At 46.8% G+C, this 22,014-nt stretch carries 21 protein-coding genes and 2 pseudogenes; 10 read left to right on the plus strand and 13 right to left on the minus strand.

Annotated features, from left to right (window positions below; all coding sequences use genetic code 11):
- Positions 1 to 101 precede the first annotated feature (101 nt).
- The gene (locus JO375_RS05585; protein WP_229523520.1) at positions 102 to 923 is read left to right on the plus strand and encodes a serine/threonine protein kinase; all 822 of its coding nucleotides are present in this window, start codon (positions 102 to 104) and stop codon (positions 921 to 923) included.
- A 142-nt stretch (positions 924 to 1,065) separates the two neighbouring features.
- Here JO375_RS05585 and JO375_RS05590 read toward each other — a convergent pair whose 3' ends face one another.
- Both JO375_RS05590 and gntK read right to left on the minus strand, forming a co-directional pair.
- Entirely contained in the window at positions 1,066 to 1,245 is a 180-nt protein-coding gene (locus tag JO375_RS05590) for a hypothetical protein (RefSeq protein WP_229523521.1), read from the minus strand.
- A 107-nt stretch (positions 1,246 to 1,352) separates the two neighbouring features.
- Complete coding sequence (gene gntK, locus JO375_RS05595) at positions 1,353 to 2,906, minus strand: gluconokinase (protein WP_229523522.1); 1,554 nt, start codon at positions 2,904 to 2,906, stop codon at positions 1,353 to 1,355.
- Positions 2,907 to 3,092: 186 nt separating this feature from the next.
- Between gntK and map the strand changes: the two genes are divergently transcribed.
- From map to JO375_RS05610, 3 genes and pseudogenes are all read left to right on the plus strand, one after another.
- Positions 3,093 to 3,839, plus strand: a complete 747-nt coding sequence (gene map / locus JO375_RS05600; protein WP_229523523.1) for a type I methionyl aminopeptidase — start codon at positions 3,093 to 3,095, stop codon at positions 3,837 to 3,839.
- Positions 3,840 to 4,083: 244 nt separating this feature from the next.
- Positions 4,084 to 5,134, plus strand: a pseudogene (locus JO375_RS05605) (transcriptional regulator); the annotation flags it as partial.
- A 213-nt stretch (positions 5,135 to 5,347) separates the two neighbouring features.
- The gene (locus JO375_RS05610) at positions 5,348 to 5,512 is read left to right on the plus strand and encodes an aspartyl-phosphate phosphatase Spo0E family protein (protein ID WP_229523524.1); all 165 of its coding nucleotides are present in this window, start codon (positions 5,348 to 5,350) and stop codon (positions 5,510 to 5,512) included.
- A 386-nt stretch (positions 5,513 to 5,898) separates the two neighbouring features.
- On the opposite strand, the gene JO375_RS05615 is transcribed toward JO375_RS05610, so the two are convergent.
- The gene (locus JO375_RS05615) at positions 5,899 to 6,447 is read right to left on the minus strand and encodes a TetR/AcrR family transcriptional regulator (RefSeq protein ID WP_229523525.1); all 549 of its coding nucleotides are present in this window, start codon (positions 6,445 to 6,447) and stop codon (positions 5,899 to 5,901) included.
- 117 nt (positions 6,448 to 6,564) lie between these two features.
- Between JO375_RS05615 and JO375_RS05620 the strand changes: the two genes are divergently transcribed.
- The 3 genes from JO375_RS05620 (at position 6,565) to JO375_RS05630 (ending at position 8,453) form a co-directional block, all read left to right on the plus strand.
- The gene (locus tag JO375_RS05620; RefSeq protein WP_229523526.1) at positions 6,565 to 7,608 is read left to right on the plus strand and encodes an SDR family oxidoreductase; all 1,044 of its coding nucleotides are present in this window, start codon (positions 6,565 to 6,567) and stop codon (positions 7,606 to 7,608) included.
- A gap of 56 nt (positions 7,609 to 7,664) precedes the next feature.
- Complete coding sequence (locus JO375_RS05625; protein WP_229523527.1) at positions 7,665 to 7,934, plus strand: hypothetical protein; 270 nt, start codon at positions 7,665 to 7,667, stop codon at positions 7,932 to 7,934.
- Positions 7,935 to 8,243: 309 nt separating this feature from the next.
- The gene (locus tag JO375_RS05630) at positions 8,244 to 8,453 is read left to right on the plus strand and encodes a hypothetical protein (protein ID WP_229523528.1); all 210 of its coding nucleotides are present in this window, start codon (positions 8,244 to 8,246) and stop codon (positions 8,451 to 8,453) included.
- A gap of 284 nt (positions 8,454 to 8,737) precedes the next feature.
- Here the strand turns inward: JO375_RS05630 and JO375_RS05635 are convergent, their stop codons facing one another.
- The 3 genes from JO375_RS05635 to JO375_RS05645 all read right to left on the minus strand — a co-directional run bounded on the left by JO375_RS05635 (position 8,738) and on the right by JO375_RS05645 (position 10,274).
- Positions 8,738 to 8,887: a hypothetical protein gene (locus JO375_RS05635; RefSeq protein ID WP_229523529.1), complete on the minus strand. Its 150-nt coding sequence runs from the start codon at positions 8,885 to 8,887 to the stop codon at positions 8,738 to 8,740.
- A gap of 245 nt (positions 8,888 to 9,132) precedes the next feature.
- Positions 9,133 to 9,630 carry a CcdC family protein gene (locus tag JO375_RS05640; RefSeq protein ID WP_229523530.1) on the minus strand — a complete coding sequence of 166 codons (498 nt, stop codon included), beginning with the start codon at positions 9,628 to 9,630 and terminating at the stop codon, positions 9,133 to 9,135.
- Positions 9,631 to 9,797: 167 nt separating this feature from the next.
- The gene (locus JO375_RS05645) at positions 9,798 to 10,274 is read right to left on the minus strand and encodes a disulfide oxidoreductase (RefSeq protein ID WP_229523531.1); all 477 of its coding nucleotides are present in this window, start codon (positions 10,272 to 10,274) and stop codon (positions 9,798 to 9,800) included.
- 237 nt (positions 10,275 to 10,511) lie between these two features.
- On the opposite strand from JO375_RS05645, the gene JO375_RS05650 reads away from it, so the two are divergent.
- Positions 10,512 to 11,138 carry a nitroreductase family protein gene (locus tag JO375_RS05650; protein WP_229523532.1) on the plus strand — a complete coding sequence of 209 codons (627 nt, stop codon included), beginning with the start codon at positions 10,512 to 10,514 and terminating at the stop codon, positions 11,136 to 11,138.
- A 168-nt stretch (positions 11,139 to 11,306) separates the two neighbouring features.
- Here JO375_RS05650 and mprF read toward each other — a convergent pair whose 3' ends face one another.
- Positions 11,307 to 13,949: a bifunctional lysylphosphatidylglycerol flippase/synthetase MprF gene (mprF, locus tag JO375_RS05655; RefSeq protein ID WP_229523533.1), complete on the minus strand. Its 2,643-nt coding sequence runs from the start codon at positions 13,947 to 13,949 to the stop codon at positions 11,307 to 11,309.
- A gap of 212 nt (positions 13,950 to 14,161) precedes the next feature.
- Here mprF and JO375_RS05660 point away from each other — a divergent pair.
- Both JO375_RS05660 and JO375_RS05665 read left to right on the plus strand, forming a co-directional pair.
- A pseudogene (locus tag JO375_RS05660) lies at positions 14,162 to 14,341 on the plus strand (AAA family ATPase); the annotation flags it as partial.
- Between the two features lie 225 nt (positions 14,342 to 14,566).
- A complete protein-coding gene (locus JO375_RS05665) occupies positions 14,567 to 15,769 on the plus strand; it encodes an MFS transporter (protein WP_229523534.1) in 1,203 nt (400 codons plus the stop codon).
- A 62-nt stretch (positions 15,770 to 15,831) separates the two neighbouring features.
- Here JO375_RS05665 and bioC read toward each other — a convergent pair whose 3' ends face one another.
- From bioC to JO375_RS05695, 6 genes are all read right to left on the minus strand, one after another.
- Positions 15,832 to 16,698, minus strand: a complete 867-nt coding sequence (gene bioC / locus JO375_RS05670; protein WP_229523535.1) for a malonyl-ACP O-methyltransferase BioC — start codon at positions 16,696 to 16,698, stop codon at positions 15,832 to 15,834.
- The gene (locus JO375_RS05675) at positions 16,688 to 17,422 is read right to left on the minus strand and encodes an alpha/beta hydrolase (RefSeq protein ID WP_229523536.1); all 735 of its coding nucleotides are present in this window, start codon (positions 17,420 to 17,422) and stop codon (positions 16,688 to 16,690) included. Before JO375_RS05675 ends, bioC begins: the two co-directional genes overlap by 11 nt.
- The gene (bioF, locus tag JO375_RS05680) at positions 17,419 to 18,585 is read right to left on the minus strand and encodes an 8-amino-7-oxononanoate synthase (protein WP_229523537.1); all 1,167 of its coding nucleotides are present in this window, start codon (positions 18,583 to 18,585) and stop codon (positions 17,419 to 17,421) included. Before bioF ends, JO375_RS05675 begins: the two co-directional genes overlap by 4 nt.
- Positions 18,569 to 19,309: a dethiobiotin synthase gene (gene bioD, locus JO375_RS05685; protein ID WP_229523538.1), complete on the minus strand. Its 741-nt coding sequence runs from the start codon at positions 19,307 to 19,309 to the stop codon at positions 18,569 to 18,571. The genes bioF and bioD overlap by 17 nt, the downstream gene beginning before the upstream one ends.
- A gap of 14 nt (positions 19,310 to 19,323) precedes the next feature.
- The gene (bioA, locus tag JO375_RS05690; RefSeq protein ID WP_229523539.1) at positions 19,324 to 20,691 is read right to left on the minus strand and encodes an adenosylmethionine--8-amino-7-oxononanoate transaminase; all 1,368 of its coding nucleotides are present in this window, start codon (positions 20,689 to 20,691) and stop codon (positions 19,324 to 19,326) included.
- 351 nt (positions 20,692 to 21,042) lie between these two features.
- Complete coding sequence (locus tag JO375_RS05695) at positions 21,043 to 21,999, minus strand: ArsR/SmtB family transcription factor (RefSeq protein ID WP_229523540.1); 957 nt, start codon at positions 21,997 to 21,999, stop codon at positions 21,043 to 21,045.
- Positions 22,000 to 22,014 lie beyond the last annotated feature (15 nt).

Consider the following 22,014-nt stretch of genomic DNA (forward strand, 5'->3'; position numbering starts at 1 on the left):
CTTTTTTGTGATGCTATAATAGCGGTAAAGTCAAACCAAAGAACCGGAGGGCAAGCCGCAGGAAGAGCTTTGCCGAGGCATGTACAGGAAAGGACAGGATTATGTTTGCTTGGTTGCGAAATGTTTATCAATCATGGATAGATTACCCGAAACAGCCTGGCGATTTACTAAGCGAACGTTATCGTATTTTTTCGCTGCTGGGCATGGGGAGCTATGGTCTGACCTATCTCTGTAGGGACGAGCACAGCGGGCAGGAGGTTGCGGTCAAGCTGCCCAGACCGAGCAAGCGGGCCAAGGCTGCTCAGCTGCTGCGGCGTGAGGGGGATATTATGTGCCGGATGGACCATCCCTGTATTCCGAAGCTGCTAGAAAGAGTGGAGCATCCGAACGGAATGTTCCTGGTGATGGAATATATCTCGGGCAGGACGCTGGAGGAGCTAATCTTTGAAGAGGAGCGTACCTTTACAGAACGGGAATGCATTGTCTATATGCTGGAACTGATGGAGCGGGTTTTGCATGTACATGATCGTGGATATATGCATCGGGATATCCGCATACCCAATGTGATTCACCGTGAGGGGAAGCCGTACCTGATTGACTTTGGCCTTGCCCTGGCGGTAGGAGAACGGCAGGAGGATATATTTGCTGAAGCCATGCTGGACAAGCGAGCGCCTGAGCGGCAGGACGTCGCTGTCTATAGCGATTTGTATGATGTCGGCCACTTGATGCTGTTTATGCTGTATAGCAGCTATGAGCCTCAGCCGGATCAACCGCCGGGCAGCTGGCAGGAGGAGTTGGAGCTCAGTCCACCTGTGCGTCGTGTGCTGGAGCGGCTTTTTCAGCTTCGTCCACGGTATGAGCATGGCCGGCAATTTGTGCTGGAGCTGGAGGAAGCATTGTTGCAACTAAAGGATCAGCCGTAAAACTGCCCTGCAACAAGAAGGGCGCACAACAATAAAGCGAAGGCCCTTTTCGTTCAGGGCCTTCGCTTTATTGGATTGGAAGGAGCTTGCAGGCTTCCTTCCTGCGCTTCGATATATTCCGTCACGTTCGCTTGCTGCTCGGCTAGGAACTGGAGTAATGACGGCGTTTGTCCTTGTAATATTGGTGTCCATTATGACTGTTTTTGTAGCCGTCCGATGAAGAATAACGTCTACGGTCGTTATAACGTTCTGAGCTGCTGTAGCGCCGATTGTGGGAATGAGAGGTGGAATGTAGCAGGCGGTGCAGTATGTTTTTGAGCATCGTCTAATCCTCCTTCTGATCCTGTCCAATTGAACGTTCATCTCATATTCTGATATAGACAGGTTGTTATGAAACGGTAATACGCAACCATGATGGGATAGGTTCCATTAATTAAAAGCTTGTAAGGACTTGGCCTGAAACGCTGCCATTTCCTTGAACTCTTCTTCAAATTTACGTGAGATGCGGATATAAATCGGCAGTAAATTACGGTAAATATCCACATGTTCTGCCACAGGCTTGTGCTGGTGAGTGGTGCCAATCATACTGGATACAGCATCCAGTGAGTCAATCCGTCCCAGTGCATACAAGCCCAGAATAGCTGCGCCGAGACAGGAGCTTTCCAGGCTTTCAGGGATAATGACCTCCTGATCGAAAATATCCGCCATAAGCTGGCGCCACAGCTCAGAGCGTGCGAACCCGCCTGTGGCGTGAATGACCGACGGCCTGTCGATGACCTCTTCCATCGCGAGCATGACTGTGCACAGGTTGAACAGCACCCCCTCCAGTGCGGCGCGAATCATATGCTCTTTTTTGTGGCGCAGAGACAGGCCGAAGAAGGAGCCGCGCGCATTCGGGTCCCACAGGGGGGCGCGTTCGCCGGATAAGAACGGGAGGAAGAGCAGGCCGTCCGAGCCAGGACGCACCTGTTCTGCGATTTGAGTCAGCACATGATACGGATCGATTCCCAAGCGTTTGGCCGTTTCTACCTCGGAGGCTGCAAATTCATCCCGTATCCAGCGGAACACAATTCCGCCGTTGTTGACCGGACCGCCGATCACCCACAGCTTTTCGGTCAACGCGTAACAGAAAAAGCGTCCCTTGGCATCGGTCAGCGGCTGATCGACCACAGTGCGGATGGCTCCACTGGTACCGATGGTGACAGCGACAACCCCCCGCTTGATTGCATTCACGCCAAGGTTGGACAAGACGCCATCACTGGCTCCGATCACAAAAGGAGTCGTTTCCAGTAGCCCCATGGCATGCGCGTAGTTCTGATCCAGTCCTTTCAGCACATGAGTTGTCGGCACCAGCTCGGACAGCTGCTTCTTTGTCACACCTGCAATACGCAGCGCTTCCTCATCCCAATCCAGCTGCCGCAAATTCATGAGGCCTGTCGCGGAGGCAATCGAATGATCAACCACATATTGATGGAATAACCGGGCCAAGACATATTCTTTAATCGAGATGAATTTGTATGCCTGAGCCGCAATATCTGGTAAATCACGTGTAATCCACATCAGCTTCGTCAGCGGTGACATGGGATGAACGGGCGTCCCGGTGCGCAAATAAATGCCGTGTCCATTGTACTTATGCTTGAGCGCGTCAGCCCATTTGGCGCTGCGGTTATCTGCCCAGGTGATGGAGGCGGTCAACGGCTTGCCGTTCTGGTCCACCGCCAGTACGCTGTGCATGGCCGAGCTGAAGGAGACGAAGAGCACATGTTCAGCTGGCACTCCGCTCTGTTTCATGACCTCTTGCACCGTCGTCACCACGGCTTTGAAAATGTCCTCCGGGTCCTGCTCCGCCGCATCCGGCTCGGGTGTATGCAGTGGATAGCCTACATGTTGCTGAGCGGCAATATGGCCGTTTTCTTCAAAAAGCACTGCTTTGGTACTGGTTGTACCGATATCGACGCCGATCATATATCGGGTATCTGCCATAGTTAATCTCCCCTTCACTTACCGTTATTGGCTATTATCGTTAAATTAACACACTCATCAGTATAATCAAACCGAAAGCAGCCGGAGAGAGAACCGTTTCCATTTCGCTGCATTTAGGGTTACAATAGAGGCAGCAAAAAAAGCAGTGAAAAGTGGAACGAACAAGGAAAAGAAGGAGACCGTTTAATGATTATCATTAAAACTAAAGAACAAATTGAAAATATGAAAAAAGCGGGCGAGATTTTGGCCGCATGCCACCGGGAAATTGCCAAAATGATCAATCCTGGCATTACGACACTGGAAATTGACGCCTTTGCTGAATCATTCATGAAAAAGCATGGTGCAACGCCAGAGCAAAAGGGCTATAACGGATACCAATTTGCCACTTGCGGATCACCTAATGATGTGATTTGCCATGGGTTTCCCAATAAAACACCGCTTAAGGACGGGGACATCGTCACCATCGACATGGTTGTGAATCTGAACGGCTGGCTGGCGGATTCCGCTTGGTCGTATGCTGTAGGTACTGTGTCTGAGCAGGCACAAAAGCTGCTGGACGTTACCAAGGAATCTCTGTATAAAGGGATCGAGCAGGCTGTTGTCGGCAACCGGATTGGCGATATTTCTCATGCGGTTCAAACCTATGCGGAAGCGGAGGGCTTCTCGGTCGTACGCGAATTTATCGGTCACGGCATCGGGCAAGAAATGCATGAGCAGCCGCAGGTTCCACATTATGGGCCGCCGCATCGCGGGCCGCGCCTGAAAGAAGGCATGGTCATTACGATTGAGCCGATGCTCAACACAGGCACGTACCGCAGTAAAATTGATGCGGACGGCTGGACCGCACGTACGCTGGACGGTGGCTTGTCGGCGCAATACGAGCACACGCTGGCCATTACAGCGGACGGCCCGATCATTTTGACCCAGCAATAAAAAGCAGATATGTAGAAGAAGGCTGTCCGAAGGACAGACTGAAGGCCACTTGCTTGATGCAAGTGGCCTCTGCTTGTTACCCGTTAACACCGTGATTGAAAGGAGCAAATATCATCAGCATAAATGTAACTACTAATGTTTTTCTCATGTGAATGCACTCCCTGTAAGATATTTTGATACTTTGTTAGCTGTTCCGTTGTTGCAAACAGACGAACGGTTTCAAACATGGAAATAGTTGTAATATTCTCTCTTTGAACTGGCTGAGGATTTGTTCCACAAAGGATATCGGGATATAACAGCTTACCTTTATGAAAACGTGGCTGAGAGCGAAAGAAAACAACATTCAGAACGACTTGCTGTATGCCAGTATCGGCTGTTCAGCCTTCGGATAGGGAAGGATCAGGCTCAAAATCTTCAAACGGCTGCTAAATTTGAACCTTTTGTCGACCGTTTGGATGAAGTTGACCAACTGGATGCCCTGAAAGACTTGGCAAACGTGTATAGATCATTGAAATGTGGGATAAGGTCTATAAATTTTCATGTCAAATGTATAAGTTAGGACAGATTCAATACGATTTAGCTCATAACTCCAAGCGTGAAATTAAACTGGATAAGAAACTTAGCAGGCCTCTTTTTGTATACATAGCCTACGCTGAACTGTTGTGTGCATATGCTTGTGATGCGAATGGAGATCATGAACAGGCTTTAGAGCATATACATGGCTATACTACTCTAAATTGGGTTAAGGAAACTGATTCAGATACAATCCAATGGTTAGGTAAATTTGAGCAATGGGCTAAAATTAATACCTACGTTAATAGGCTTATGTCTGGAGATATGAGTGTGCTGTCAGATTACGTTGGCCATATATCAGGCGGACAACATATTTTTGCTGAGCTTTTAAACGTTGTAGAAGTAGCTAATCGGTACAACATCGACATTGATCATATTCTTCAGCGCTTCGAACCCCAAATTGCAGTTTATCGAGATCAAGCATACACGAGTATATTAACAGAGCAGCAAGTTATATTCGAAGAAACTGTACGATTCTGGTATAAGTTGGCCAAATACAACCTGAACAAAGGCAGATATTCATATGGTTTCAAATGTTTAATAGAAGCTTTGGAAAATGCTGGTATAATTAACCATGCGCTACTTATTTCTAATTGTGCAGGCTTATTTTTCCGTTTCAGTGAATACGCTGATCCTGAAACACGGGCACAATTTTATTCTGCTTATGAGGAGGTGTGGAAAAAAATGATCAAGAAGATGGCTTTAGTTTTGGCAACAACTAGCTTTTTACTGGTATTCGCACTACCAGTTCCAGGCGGAATCGCAAGTCTAACATTATCCAAGTTCAAGGGCATATTGGCACGGCTTAATAAATTATCCAATTATTACCATAGACCGACTTTCATGCTGGTCTTTTTTTGTGACTTTTTGGCTAAAAAAGATCATAATGCTTTTGTTCATTACCTCCTAAAATGATTCATTAGGGGGTAATGAACATGAACAATGATGAAAATTTAACGTTAAATCAACAGATAGAAAGTGCCAGACAACGATTGCATGATCTTTATAAACAATATGGTTTTGGACATGCTTGCGTACTTGAGCAGGCTATGTTTTTGGACGAACTAATTAATCAGTACAATCGTATGTATTCAGAATAAACATCAATATGTTCAGTCAGAAACCACATCCTTCCTTATGCAAAAATATGCCTCTTCCCAATCCCACGTAACGATTATAATATTCTATAAAATGGATTACTTGAGATAAAAATAAAAGCACATCCTCATGTAATAAAATGTAAATATATTATTATATTGCTTCGCTTTATTCGTCAGTGTTCAGGTGTGTGGAAAATAAAACTTAAAGGAAAACGATAGCTGGATCGGCTACATTTAGTTGGACAACAAAAAGGCCGGCTCATCGGCCGACCTGATTCACCGAGGCTCGAAAGCTGCGGTGTTGTTCCTCATTTGATTTTCCATGATATAAATTTACCACAGCAAAAGTCCAGTGGCGGGCCACTTCTAGGCCATAATCAGGACAATTATAGGCCACAAAAAAACTCTTGAAAAAGTCGAATGAGTGTTGAGATTTCTTCTATAGTTTCTTTTTGGCCATTCTTTATCCACATCACCCAAATTTCAAAAACACCAGCACTCATAAAGTGAATCCAATAGTCTCGTTTCGCACCTGTCCAGTCTGGAAAGGGAATGATCTCATCATAAAATTGAGTAATATGGTTCTTAAAAATTTGATAAAGTAACCCTGTGTAATCACTTTCAATGGCTAATTGAAAATCATGGGATAATTCAAGAAAAAAGTTGGTCATATCTGTTATTTTTTGTTCATGATTTCTTTTGAATGCAATTTTATTGAATATATCCGCAAATTTAGGTTCGTAGTACTCCACCAATACATGTTCAAGACTTTCGTAATTTCTATAAAATGCCATCCGGCTGACTCCAGCTTTTTTAACGAGTTCTGAAATCGTCAATTTTGATATTTTTTTTGTTTGCAAAAGCTCCAGCAATGCAATAGTAATCCATTCTCTTGTGTCTTTTTTTAAAATTTGTGCGTGTTCAGTTGCTGCCATAACACTTCCTCCATTTTGTCACATATGCTTGTTCCTTCATTGCTATTGATAATGTTCAGTCTTATTATAGTGTACAACATGTTACAGGTGTAACGTTAACTGAGAGGAGTATTTACGATGTCAGCAAATAACAAACCATTAGTGCTTGTGACCGGAGGTTCAGGTTTTATCGCCGTTCATATCATTTTGAAATTATTAGAAAAAAAGTATCGTGTGCGAGCAACACTTCGTACAATGAGTAGACAAGGTGAAGTGAAAGCCATGTTAATGTCAGGCGGGGTGACAAATTTCGAGGATTTGTCATTTGTTCAAACAGATTTAACTTCTGATAAGAACTGGGATAATGCTATTAAAGGAGCAGATTATGTCATCCATGTCGCTTCTCCAACACCCAATAAAATTTATAAAGATGAAAATGAAATGATTCAACCGGCACGTGAGGGTGTTTTACGAGTGTTAAGAGCAGCACGTGCTGCAGGTGTCAAACGTGTTATTTTAACTTCTGCTTTCGGAGCGATTGGTGTGGGACATAAGCATCACATAGGGCCGTATACCGAAGAAGATTGGTCCAATACGGACGCAAGGATTCATCCATATCAAAAGTCCAAGACACTCGCTGAAAAAGCTGCTTGGGAATTTATCCAACAAGAAGGGGACGGATTAGAATTTGCAACAGTAAATCCTGTTGGTGTGATGGGGCCAATCCTAGGTAATGATTATTCTCATTCAAATGATATTGTTCGCCAAATGTTAGAGGGCAAACTAAAGTATGTCCCAAAAATTTATTCTGATTATGTAGATGTTCGAGATGTAGCAGAGTTGCATATTTTAGCAATGGTGCGTTCCGAAGCAAGTGGAGAGCGCTTTATAGCTTCTAGTGCAGAGAATCTTTCAACGTTAGAGATTGCGAATATTTTGAGGGAAAATTTAGGGGAAGATGCTAAAAACGTGCCGGTGAGGGAAATTCCGAATATTATCGTTCGTTTTGCGGCGGTTTTCAATCCTAAATTAAGAATGATTGCAACACTCTTGGGAAAAGATATGTCAACGAGTAATCAAAAAGCCAAACGTCTACTTGGATGGACACCACGTTCGGCAGAAGAAGCAATTATAGCAACTGGTAAAAGTATGATGAAAGTCATCAAAGGACAGATGAAGTAACATCTTGACAATCCATCTGTGAAAAGTTCATATTTGTCATTAAGCTGTCTGTAACCTTGCTGACACTCATTTTTTTATTGGTAATTTCCATCCCTGTTTCCGCAAATCCAGCAGAGTCAGACTCACAAGGCTTAGAACCCTTTAAAGATGCAAGTACAAAAAGCGAATCGGGAATTGACGACTACTTAAAACAAATGGGCTTTACTGACGAAGAATTAGACTTTACGTCATTGGGATTAAAAAAAGACATTGCAAGTAATGGTGACACAAAAATAAAAGTCGAGAAATTAGACCCTGAAGTGGTTGTTAAAGATGAATTTGGCTAGACAGTCGCACCGTCAGATAAAATCTCCACTCAGGATGTCAGGGATGGAATTTTCAGATTGCACGGCTATGCAATTAAAAATGGTTCTGCAAATAGCGCAGAAAATAGATACTCCATTTATGCTCAGTATAGCTGGGACAGAGGCCCTCTAAATTATTATACCGATACACTTGCAATGGCCTGGCAAAGTAAGGTAACTCCTTATGGATCACCTTATAGCGTCCATAACTGGAGAAGTGGTTCCCATCTTTATCAGTACACCAATGAAGTATAGAAGAATTAAAATGAAGGCAATTCTTTTGAGGTAGATATGTTTGGATATCCAGATCCACAAGATGGTTATGCAAAACAAGAAGTAAGAGCTCCAAAATCACTTGCCGGCCAAACTGGTTCAGTGAAAATTGGTTATGCTCACAAGACCATTCCTGGTGTAGCATTAGCAATACTTAATTATTTCAGCATTGACTTCTCTGGCGCAGGACAACAGGAATACACAGACAGATTCAATTTCTCTTTCTAAAATAATTCACAAAAAAATAAAGGTACCGGGCAAAGATTATGCCGGTACCTTTAAATTAGTTGGAGGTCATAAATATGGTCTATTTATACATGCTTATCAGTCTCATAGTGTTTAATGTTGTGGTTTTCATTCTCTCTCTGTTTAATATTCATATAATTAAAGGTGATGAAACAGTTTATATATTGTTAGTCTTGATAATTGGCATTCTCCTTCATAATTCCGAAAATAAGAAGAATAAGTAAGCTTACCGATCAGACATCAATAGCTCCGCCTCCTTATTAACATTATATGTGGCCATATCCTCCGTCTGTTTGCTGATCATAATTGGTAGATTGATGTTCTCTATAGGTATACGCCTGCGTAATCGCCGCTTCGCGCCGAACAAAACCAATCTGCCGGTACTGCCGGACCGTCTCCAGATATTCCTCCACCACGAGGAGACCAACTGAAAAACTACTTTGATTTTTAGAAATTCAACATTTTTAGGGGGTCAAATATGATTCCCGGAACACGAAACGAGCCTTAGAAGCGATTCTAAAGGCCCGTTTTCTTCTCTTCTCCATTATCGCTATTCCCTCAACCGTGGTATAAATTTGGTGAGGTTAAAAGATGATGATCCTTACGTGTCTTTTGATTTATACAGCAGCATGCCAATGCATGCATGTGAAATATCCGTTTGTCAGATGCGGATTTCCGTCTCGTCCGGCACAAATTGGCGATATTGAAAATACATACGCAGCCGCCAGTGCAGCAAGGTGCCGAAGGCCAATATGAAAAATAGCCCTGCTGTCTGGGGAATGGTAATGTAATGCTCAATAAACTCGTGCAGCAGCAGTCGGACGATCAGCAGGCTGAACAGGATAAAAAAGAAGGTGCGTGAGCGTTGCACGAAAACCTGTCCATCCTGCAGTTCAAACTTGGTGCTGCGGATCAGCGGATAGGAAAAAATAAACCAGCCTATCAAAAAAGCGCCAAGTGCCCAAAGCCAGGGAACCCGTACCTCCGGCACAACAAACATCATAAAGCCAGTGCTCATGCCGAGCGGCGGGATGATAATCTTTTTGGCGTTAATGGGGCGGTGACCTGTCTTCATACGGATGAAAATAGCCGAAATTGCGATCAGGATCATGCCGAAGGTCGCACCATATTGCAAAATCGGGGTGCTGATATGAAACATGGACTGAGGCCCCCTCTATAAGGAATATAAGCGTTATTGGACAGACTGCAAATCCTTATCATTATACCACAAATTTAATGGATATATTTAGTTGCAGTCTTTCCTCCGGCAAGCGGATTATACGCTTCTAGGATGGCACCTGGCCCTATAATCAGGTCTCTCTTATGTTATGCGACTTCCCCGGCTTGTACCCCTACCTGCGCTGATTTTTTCTCCTGGCGCATGATATAACCCATAGCTGCAATAATAAGGATAAAGGCCACGAGGGCAAGAAAAGGAATGGTGATAAAATCAAACCAGTTCAGGTAATCCTGTTCACAGGATACTCTGCCGCAGGAGGTTGAAGCTTGCGCAGCTGCTTTGGCGGCTGCATGGATACGCTGAATGGTAAAGTGGTAGGCCGCAATTGCACCTCCAATGATCGCCAGTGGCATGACATACCGGCGTATTCCTGTATCTCCCCTAAAATAAGCAATTCCGAGTAACAGGGTCAGGGGATACATCAGAATGCGCTGAAACCAGCACAGCTTACAAGGTTCATATCCCAAAATTTCACTGAGATACAGACTGCCCAAGGTGGCCACACAAGCTACTATCCAGGCAGCAAACAAAGCAATATCCGTTTTTTTAAACGATCCAATCATTGTAGCACTCCTTTTTCATTCAAATGGTGATAGTATGAACTCATCGTGTCTTGTCCGATCGGCGGGCACCTGCCGATGTGATTGTCTTATTTTGTATTGTACTGTATTTTGAGTGCTGGGTCATTCTTAAACATGTTGACATCATTCACTAGCATTTTTATAATTACATTAGTTTAGGAAGTTAATAAGGATTTAAAGATAAATATATATTATGTGAACAATAGGAGTGTGCCCTGAATGTCGAACATCCAAAAAAATGAAACTCTGTCCGTTATTAGTGAGAGACACGCTGTAAAAAGTTATGTTAAAGATTTCAAATTGCCAGCAGAAGATCTGGAGGCTATTTTGACAGCTGCGGTACAAGCTCCTTCGGCCTGGAATCTTCAGCACTGGAAATTCCTCGTCATTGAGAGCGAAGAGGACAAGCAAAAATTGCTGCCTATCGCCTACAACCAAGGCCAAGTAGCGGAAAGCTCCGTAACGATTGCCGTACTGGGGGATTTGGAAGCGAACCGTAACGCAGTTATTTATGATCAGGCGGTACAGGCGGGCACAATGCCGGCAGAGATCCGTGACGCTTTGGTAGGCCAAATCAACGGCGCATACCAAAATCCGCAAATCGCTCGTGATGCAGCGGTTTTGAATTCCGCTTTGGCAGCCCAAAACATAATGCTGGCTGCCAAGTCTCTGGGCTATGACACTTGCGCTCTGGGCGGATTCATTCCGCAGCAGCTGATTGAGCAATTCAACATTCCTGAACGATATCTGCCAGTTATGCTCATTAGTGTAGGTAAGGCACAAGTGCCGGCACGTCCATCAGGACGTTTCCCGCTGTCTGAAGTTGTTGTAAAAGGCAGCTTCTAATAAGAGTTGTTCTCTCTAAAGCAAAAGGGTGTTCCTGCAACCATTGATATGCTCCCCCATACAGTAACAGGTTTTTATTTTTCACCTGTCTACTGTATGGGGAGCAGTTCTCGTGGTTGAGGGAACACCCTTTTCTTGTGTTAAGGTTTGTTGTAAGTATGCTCTCGTTTAGTCGGAGCGTTTGGACACCAGATATATCAGATCCAGTGTCAGGATGGGCAAAAAGACAGAAGCCGGATAGGCCAGATAGCGTGGCTCCCACTGCGGCTTGAACTTGTCTTTAAAGCGCCGAAGCCCCTGAAAGCCGTAGAAATGTCCGCCGTATTGAAAGACGAGCCGGGCCAGCTTTTCCTCACGCAGTGCTTTTTCGCTTTGCCCTACTTGCGACAGCGGTGCCATGCCCAGATTAAATGTCGTATAGTCGTTCTCTTTGCCCCATTCAATGATCCGTGTAAATAAATAGTCCATCGTGCCATTTGGCGTGTCTGGCAGGTGGCGCATCAGATCAATCGAAATGGTCTGTCCATGATCATATGCAGGGGCCATGGTAGCGAAAGCGATGACCCTTCCTTCCGGGTCTTTTAACAATGCAATCGGTGCTAACTGAAGATAAGGCTCCTTAAACCAGCCAAGCGAATACCCCTTTTCCTTGCGTCCGTCCAGCCAGATATTTGAAATATGACGCAATTCCTCCATGAGTGACGACTCTATAGGCGGCTGGATCATTTCAAACGAGTAGCCCTCGCGGTCAAAACGGTTTTTGGCACTGCGCAGCGCCTGATTGCTTTTGCCCGTCAGCGTAAAGGACTCCAGCGGCACCAGCCCTTCCTCGCCTAGCTTGAAAAAGCGATAGCCGTTCTCATGATAAATGGACAGATATGTCGGTGATGCCTGATAAAACACAGCCGTCAACGCATGCCGGTCTGCGAATCGCTGGAATTCCTGAATCGCTTTGCTCACCTGCTCTTTTGGACCGAGCGGATCACCCAATACAACCAGCTTGTCCCGGCTGCGGGCATAAGGAATCACGACTTGTTCATCCTTGGTCCAATACAGATATTTATCACCGAGAAAAAGCATATGAGAAACGAGATTGCCACCCTGCCGTTCCAAAAATGTTTTTAGCTTGTCCAGCTCTTGCGCATCGGGGAGACTACCGATTCCGCGTTGGGGCCGAAGGAAGAAATACACCGTCAGGAACACCCATGCCAAAATCAGGCTGAACACGGCGGTAACCCCGTAATCGCTACGGTTCATGAAAAAATCAAGATGAACCTTGGCGTGAATATGACGCATAAACGGAGTATTGGAGCCTGCCCCGATCATAAAATAAGCCCCGGTCACGAGCAGAGATAATCCGCCCCATATGAAAATGTTGTGCCGATTCAGTGGCGCACTGACCCGATAAAACCGAGAGCGCGAAATCCACAGCATTAACGCGACAAACAGCAGGAACAGGGCTTCTTCAAAATCCAAACCTTTGATAAAGGTGAAAACAGAGCCCGCCAGCAGCAGGGCCAATGCCAATCGCAATGCTCTGCGAATACGCAGCGATATCCCGTGGGACAGGACGACGAGCATAATTCCGATGATGACCGAGATTTCGTGCGATAAGCGCATGACAGGCAGACTGAGCAAATGCTCGGCAAAACGGAGCCGATATAACAGGCCGGGCGTAGCCGCCGACAAGAGAAGCACAACGCCGGAGACAAGTACCAGCTTGCCTAGCGCCCATACACCCAGATCGGCCAAAAACCGGTATTGTCCAGGCCAGCCCCATACCTTTTGCCAGGCATTGAGGGAGTAGTCCCAGCCCGTCTCGGCCAGCTGGCTCAGGCGTTCGCTGCGCGGAATCATTTCCAGCGCGGCCAGAACCAGGCCGATCAGCCACGGAATGATGAAATAAAAGACGCGAAAGACCAGTAGCACTGCCAGTGCCCGATCCGGATTGGCGCCCGCCAATTGCAATCCGAGCAGGGCGATGATGTCGAATGCCCCGACTCCTCCGGGTGCGAGACTGATTAGTCCGGCAATCGCGGCAATGACATAGATGCCGAATATGGCATAGACCGGCAGCTCATGGAGCAGGTATGAGCCGATCCATGCAAAGGTAAGCCCAGCCATCAGCCATTCCAGCAGTGAAGCGCCAATCGAGGCGGAGATGGTGAGCCAGGAAAGCGGACCCTCGCCTTTATTGAACCATTTGGCGTAACGCTTGGATCGTTGCAGGATTAGAAACAGCGGCAGGTACAACGCCATTCCCCATAACGCCCAATGAAGCCATGGATGAGCATCCAGTACGGGTTGTACCGGATACAGATGGACAATGGCTCCCCAAGCCAGTAAAGACAATCCGGTAATAACGACAGGCGAAAGGAATACGACCGCAGAGGTAATGACACCCAGCGGCACGCCGCTTTTTTTGTACAGAACAGTGCGTAGCCCCGCGCCTGTAAAACCTGCAAAGCCAAAGACATTATTGAAGGTATTGGAGATCCAGGCGTACCGAAATGTCACTCCAGGCTTGACCTGAAGCTTGAAATGATACCTGATCACATAATCGTATGCACTCATGGCTGCCACGGCTGCCAGCGAGAACAAGCCGATTTCAATGAGGAACGCGGCATCCATTCGCCGCAGCTCATGCAGCATGCGTGCCAGATTGAAGCTTTTTAGCTCTCGTCCGGCCTCCCATATAATAAAAGCGAGTACAGCCAGCGGTAACAAAATACGTGTCATTCGCTGCCTGTAGATGGTCATCATGAACTGTACGATTCTAAAGGATTGGATCGGTTTGTGATTTGAATTCATAGATTCACCTGCTTGAAAAAGAATACTCCAAGTATAAAACATGGAGATAGTATACCCCGATCAACAGAGGCTAGTATATATTATACCTGTAAAAATCACGGGAATAACAACAGAAGGGTTACGAAAATGGGATTTCAGATTGATCGCTGTAAATAGTTCCAATATAATGATGAAATACCTAGTATATTGCTTGCAATGGAGCTGAACCGGACATGAGCATATGGGATCGCAATTTGTTTATACGCCGATTGGAGCTGTTGTGGCCTCCAGACGCTGACAGGAGCCAATACCCGTTTAACTTAAAGGCACTTCATCAGTGGAATGAGCTCCAATTCCATCCGTCTGTTACCTATATTGTTGGAGAAAACGGTGTGGGTAAATCGACGCTTATCATCATGAAGCAATTTCTGAATAATAAGGACAAGATGCTCCGGGAGTTGTTCGAAGACCCCCAATAAGGAATGACCAGAATGAAAGGAAACATTCTGGCCTAGCGGAAGTATTTTGTGATTGTTATTTGTCTTCTACTCTATTAATATAATGAAGAGTTTTGATATAATAGCTGAATAAGATTTTCGTATACGAAATAAGGCAGCTCAGGAGGACAAAAACGCATCATGTCAGATTCACAACAGTTGAAAATGGGGCCGCTGCTCATTTTGATGATTAATATGTTTATTGCCATGCTGGGCATCGGTCTTATCATTCCGATCCTTCCCAAATTTATGAGTTCCTTGGGAGGCAGTGGTGAAACGGGAGGTTATCTGGTTGCCGTATTTGGCTTGACCCAGTTTCTGTTTTCGCCGTTAGCTGGGGAATGGTCCGATAAATACGGACGCAAAAAAATGATTATTATCGGTCTAGCGGTCATGACGGGATCTTCCGTGATATTTGCTATAGGGCATTCGTTGACGATGCTGTATGTTTCCCGTTTGCTGGGAGGCGTGGGAGCTGCCTTTTTGATTCCTCCGATGATGGCTTATATTGCCGACATTACAACGGTACACAATCGTGGCAGAGGAATGGGCTTGCTCGGCGCGTCCATGTCGCTTGGTTTTGTTATCGGCCCTGGTGTAGGCGGCTTGCTGGCTGATATTTCAATACGTACACCTTTGTATGTCTCGGCCGGTGTATCGGGCTTGGCTGCGTTGATCTCATTGATGTTCCTACCCGAAACTTTGTCGCCCGAGAAGCAGTTGAAGTTTCGGAATACCAAGGTCAAACGCGATAATGTGATTAAGCAGTTTGCCCTTTCTTTCCGCAAGCCGTACTTTATGCTGCTGATTATGGTATTCACGCTCACTTTTGGGTTGGCTCATTTTGAAACGATGTTTCCTTTTTTCGTCACAGGCAAGTTTCATTATAATGAGCGGGACATTGCCGTTATCATTACGATAGGGGCACTGGTCGGAACGGTGATCCAGGCTGTGGTCATCAGTCCGCTGCTGAATCGCTTTGGCGAAAAAGGAGTTATTATAGGCTCCTTTCTGTTTTCTGCGATCTCCCTTGTGCTTATGCTGCTCTCCGGCAATTTTTATTATGTACTCGGAGTGTCGGTTATCTTCTTTACCGCCACATCGCTGCTGCGTCCATCCATCAACACCGCTTTATCCAAAATGGCGGGAGATGAGCAGGGCGTTGCTGCCGGGATGAACAATGCCTATATGAGTATCGGTAACATTCTGGGACCTGCGCTGGCGGGTACGTTGTTCGAGGTGCATATCAATTTGCCGTACATTTTCGGAGCGGCCATTCTCCTTCTTAGTCTGGGACTGGCTGTAAAATGGAACAGCAGAGGCACACAATCGACGGCGGCTTAGTATGCTTGAAAAGCAGGACGTTTCTTGACGAAACGTCCTGCTTTTTTTATATTCTTTTGTGATCATTGAGTTTTTGATGCCTGAATAAGTACAATATCATAAGTCGCTGCAACACCTTCCGGCGTGCTGAAACGGTCTTCATACTCTTTATACAGGCTGGTGAACAGACGCCGCGATCCGAGACTGCGGGAAGCAACGGCTTCTGAAGTGCTGGCTCCCACTGCTTTTACAGATAATAGAAAATCCCTCGGTGAAGCGTATTCTTCCGTTAACGGCGTGCATTGATATTGAATGTTGGAGAAACCGGCTGTTGTTAACGAATCTATCCATTGATTTGCAGATTGAAACGATAGTCCATGTCTCTGAGGCACCATATTTTCAGCACGGTACACCTCTTCAAAAGCCGTATGCAACTCGTGGAAGGTATCAGGCCCGAAGGTCGAGAAGGCGAGTATCCCTTCGGGGCGAAGCAGTCGATACAGGTAATTCAGTGTTTGCTGTGGTTGGCTCAACCACTGAAAACAAGCGCTGGAAACGATGAGATCGAACGAAGAGACAGGCATGTTAGCTGCCCACTTTTCGACATCGGCAAGCAAAAAACGGATATCAGATAATGGCCTATCGTTCGAGCCTGCAGGGTTTGCAGTGCTTAGCACACGCTGCTCAGCAGCCAGAAGCATTGCAGGTGCTATATCCAGCGCAGTAATAGACGAATGCGGCCATCTGTTCACCAAAATTTCAGTTAGAATGCCAGTTCCACATCCGATCTCAAGCAAGCTGAGATTGTTGGAATTATCAGCATTTGTCTGTTTTATAAGAATATCTGCGAGCATATCCGCCATGGTGCGCTGCACGTGGGCATGAGTATCATACAACCCTGCCGCGCTGCAGTTAAATTGCCGCGCAATCGCTGCTTTTCTACTGATCATGCCACCAACTCCTAATTGATTCAGCAATAAGGGCCTCCCTGCCCACAAACGGAGCATGTCCACTATCGGGTATGGCTAGAAGCTTTGCCTGAGACAATTGCATGAGCAGCTCCTCTGCCGCCTCGTAAGGACATATCTGATCCTCGGTACCGTGAATAAGAAGAACCGGACAATGAATGGCCGGAAGCCGGGAAAGGCATTCCACATGACGGAGGGTTTCAAGCCCGGCGATGAGTGCCGGAGTTGTCCAGTTCCCGATAAGGGAATGATGATTCCCGGGCTCCGACGCTGCCTCCAAGGGCGTAAATATCATCTGTCTGAATTTGCGCTCTACAGCCTGTCGATCTCTTTGGAGTCCGGTGATCATCTGTCTGACATAGGCATCTGCCCAGCCGCGATTCTGTTGTTCTTTGGGACGGGTAAACCTGGCTGTTGCTGAAAAAAGTATCAGTCCATCTGCCAGCTTCTGATCCGCGAGTTTTAGTGCCAATAGCCCGCCCAGTGACCAGCCTCCTATCAGCAAAGGACCGGAGCAAGAGGAACGCAGGCTTTTGGCTGCCGTTTCGGTCAAATGCAGCATCTCCTCAGAGGAAGCGGCAGCGCTGTATTCTACAGAAACATGATGAAAGTCAGGGAGCAGCCCGCGAAGCCGATCAAAGACCTTATTTGACATACTCCACCCGGTCAGCCACAGGATAGTGCCGCCTAATTGTGACCGCATCATTCCACAACCCCCAGTTGAAGTCCTAGCCTGCAGATTTTCGTAATGGCATCTGTCAGCTCCTCCAGGGAATGTGCAGCCGATAAAGAGAAGCGAATTCGCGCAGTACCCTCGGGTACTGTTGGAGGACGAATGGCTATCGCAGCAATACCTTCGTTTTCCAGAGCACTGCTGAATTGCAGAGCCTTATGATTATGGCCCAGCATTAAGGGTACAATTGCAGAATCACCGTTACCAATATTAAAACCCGCTTTACATAATGAGGAACGAAAAAATTCGCTTGCCGCCAGCAGCCGTTTACGACGCCAGTGTTCTGTTTGTACCAGCTTTAACGCCTGGATAGCCCCTGCTATAAGAGAAGGGGGTAATGCCGTTGAATAGATAAGCGGCCTCGCCTTATTCATCAGCCATTTGATGAGTGTCTCACTCCCGCAAACATAAGCTCCGTAGATGCCAAACGATTTGCTGAGTGTTCCCATATGAATATCCACATCATTTTTGACTCCGAGTGCAGAGGCCAATCCTTCTCCACGTGGACCGTAAACCCCTCCGCTGTGTGCCTCGTCTACCATCAGCAGGGCATTGAATTCCTGTTTGAGTGCAATAAGGTCGAGCAGATGCGCTTGATCACCATCCATGGAAAAGACTGTGTCCGTAACAATTAGCTTCCGCCGTTTATCACGAAATTTATACAATAAGGCACGCAAATGCTCAATATCGTTATGGCGATACCGCGCATGCTCGGCGCGGCTCAAAATAATGCCGTCGACTATGCTCGCATGGTTGAGCTGGTCGCTGAATACCACATCGCCGCGGCCCACGAGCGCGCTAATGACACCAATATTGGCTGTATACCCGTTTGCGAAGACAAGCGCCGCATCACAGTTTTGCCATGTTGCCAGCGCTTTTTCAAGCTGTGCATAGGGCTGCCGATTGCCGGTCACAAGTCTGGAGGCACCGGCGCCGGCTCCTTCCTTGAGGAGTGCATCACGCATCGCTTCAATAATGGCGGGATGGCGGGCAAGCCCCAGATAGTCATTCGAGGACAAGTCGAGCAGTACTCGTTCGCCACACATCACATAACCAGGACTTTCGGGGATAGAGACATGGGTACGCAAGCGACGTTCCAATGATTCGCGATGTAATGCCTCAAGTTCTTGTTTCATCCAAAGGATGATCATCACCGCCTTGTAATAACAATGCTTGCCTGATTGGCACTAATTGAATGCTTCTTCGAACAGAATGGATAAGCGTCTCGGGATTAGCCTCGTCATGTAAGTATGGAAAATGTCCAAGGACCTTCAGACCGCCGCTGTAGCGTTCGATGAGTTCTGTATTTGTCGCAATACTTGGATCATCTAGTGCGTCAACACCTTCGCTGTTGTTTATAATGATGCCTACAATCGGGATTCCGCGCTGCTGTAAGAAGGAAATGGTCAAAAGGGTATGATTAATGGTACCCAGACCGGCTCTGGCCACGATCAGAACAGGTACTTGAAGCATTGAAATCAAGTCTATCACCAGCGCGTCTTCAGTCAGCGGTACAGCGACCCCGCCCGCGCCTTCAATAAGCAGTGTCTGATAGCGCCCGATAAGTGGTTCACCTGCAGCGATAATTTCCTGAAGACTAAGCGTCACACCCTCCAGCCTGGCGGCAAGCATTGGGGACAGCGGTGCTTCAAATGTAAAAGGTGCAACAGCCTCGGGGCGTTCACAGATGCCTGTGCTTTGCAGCAGACGTTCGGCATCGGTGGCTCCTCTGCCAAGAAGGCAACCGGACTGCACTGGCTTCCAGACACCTGCATCCAGACCTTCGGCACGTAGCGCAGCGGCAAGAGCCGATGTCACAATTGTCTTCCCAACGCCGGTATCCGTACCGGTTATAAACATTCCCCTTAATGTGCTCATATCGTGAACCCATTTTCGGTGACGTCCATAATGGATGCTGCCAAAATATCTGTCATGGCATTTAACTCTTCCTCGGTGCTGGCAAGCGGAGGGATAAATACGACAACATTGCCAAGCGGTCTTGTAAGCATGCCAAGCTTTTTTGCACACTCGGCAGTGCGAACGCCGATCCGGTCTTCCCAGTCGTATGGCTCGCGTGAGGCCTTATCTCGTACGAGTTCGATTCCGATCATCAGGCCCTTTTGCCGAATTTCCCCGACATGCGGACGTTCTTTAAGTGCCATAAGCTTTTGCTCGACGAGTGAGGCCTTTGATATAACGTCTTTGAGCATATCCCGCTCCTCCATTCTTTTTAAACTGGCCAAAGCAACGGCACAGCCAAGCGGGTTTCCAGTAAAGGAGTGTCCGTGAAAAAACGTTTTTTGTTCTTGATAATCGGCATAGAAGGCATCGTATATCTCGTCAGTCGCAAGTGTCGCGGCGACGGGCAAGTAACCGCCGGTGAGTCCTTTGCCGACAACCATCAGGTCAGGCGCAACGCCTTCCAGATCGCAGGCAAACATGGCTCCTGTACGACCGAAGCCTGTTGCGACTTCGTCCGCGATGAGAAGTACCTGGTGTTTGCGGCAAAGCAAGGCCATTTCCCGTAAACAGCCTGGCGGCATGATGATCATTCCTGCCGCTCCCTGCACGATCGGCTCCACCATGAGAGCCGCAATTTCATCCCCGCGAGTCTCAAGCAAATGGCGTAAAGCGGTTAAAGTAGACTCCATTGCACCCGCAGCGCCGCCTTTGTGGCGGTAAGCATAAGGATAAGGAATGACCTCTGTGGGAAACAGCATCGGCCGGAACACATCATGATATAGTGGAATCGCGCCGACGCTGACTGCCCCGATGGTATCTCCGTGGTATGCTTGATTCATCGTAATAAATGTCTTTTTCTCATGTATGCCGCGGTTGTGCCAATATTGAAACGCCATTTTGATTGCGATTTCGACACCGGTTGCTCCTGAGTCGGAGTAAAACACTTTGTTTAAGCCCTTGGGGGTGATATTCACCAGCTTCTCGGCCAATTCAATGGCAGGTATATTCGCCATTCCAAGCAGTGTAGAGTGGGCGACTCGCTCTAACTGATCCGTGATAGCCTGATTCAGTTCCGGTACGTTATGACCGTGTACATTCAGCCAAACAGAAGAGAATCCGTCATAATAAGACCGGCCCTGAATATCATACAGTTTGACACCTTGACCACGTTCAATAATAAGAGGGTCCGACTTGTTGTAATCTTTCATTTGAGTAAAGGGAAGCCATAAGTGCGCCTTATTCATTGCGGCGAGACGTTCATATTGCGTAATGATCACCATCCTTGGTCAATCTGGTATTTTTAATTGTCAACCAAAATAAATATAAATTGGTTGACAATCAACTCCAACAATATATCAAAACGAGAAGTTTATGTAAAGAGAATCCAATGTGCACTTTATACAGGAACCTATGCATCAAGGGAGGACAGAGGGATTTATGTCTGTGCATTTGCGTGTAGAAGATGGTGACCTGCGGATAATCGGGGGTGTAAGGGGGAGTGAACGTCCTTCTTTGATTGAACCTGCACGGTAGCTGCAGAGCATGGAAAGCGAGCATAATAAAACACGGCGCTTTGCTTCCATGAAAGGCATGGGGCATACGCCGTGTCTAGGTTAAAAACGGATGAACAGCTATTTGGCTGTATCGCCAGCTTCTATCGCTGCTGTTTTGTTGTGGCTTTCCGCAGGTTTGTAGTACAACCGGAACAGGATATCCTGGTTGTAGTTACCGAATCCGGTGCCGAACAGGGTTACCCCTCCAATATGCTGGGCATCATCCAGTATAGCGATACGGAATTTCCATTGCTTCTGATCAATCAGCGCCTGGCTTAAAGTCACATCGGAGATCTGCTTGCCGTCCATAAAAGTACCCTCGGACGTAATGCGAAGTCTTTTGAGCAGGCCGTATTGATTGATGAAATCCGGCCACCATGCGGGTGTGTATTTACCGCGGTTATCCCCGAAATCCCCCGGGCTGGTCCAAGTACCCAGGTTGACATCATTTAAAAAGAAAGTAATATCTGAAGGCCAGTTATCATTGGTGAAAGGGGCCTCAGATGACAGTTCCATTGAAATTTCCAGTTCCTCGGCCTTTTGGCTGGACAGCAGGAAATTCGGTACCTTATAATCCATATACCCTTGGCTGAACCATAGGATTTTGGCATTAAAACGTTCCGGGTCCAGGAATGAACGAGGCTCATCGAATTCGCCGATGATTTTTTCGATGGTTGCCAGCCCGCAGGTCGGCTGAATTTCAAAATCCGTAAAGTGGCCGACAGAAATCTCCGTCTGGTGAAATTGCCGCACATCCTGCTGATAGCGTGGCATGGCGATTTCAATTTTGTCGGTAGCCAGCGAGCATACCTTTTGAACCCCGCCTCGTCCTGGCAGCATTTTGGTCGAAATAATGGACGCTTTCTCCAGCTTTTTAACATGCATGGTCATAATTGCACTGCTAAGTCCCAGCGCCTCTGCCAGCTCGCGTATATTCATAGGCTTTTCCGCAAGCAGAACAATCATATTCAGCCGAACTTCACTAGCCAGTGCTTCATATACGGGAAGTGATTTTTCAGAAATGTCCAGTTGCATAGTTCCTCCAATTCT

This window comes from Paenibacillus farraposensis, from assembly GCF_020736845.1.
Classification (GTDB): Bacteria; Bacillota; Bacilli; order Paenibacillales; family Paenibacillaceae; genus Paenibacillus; species Paenibacillus farraposensis.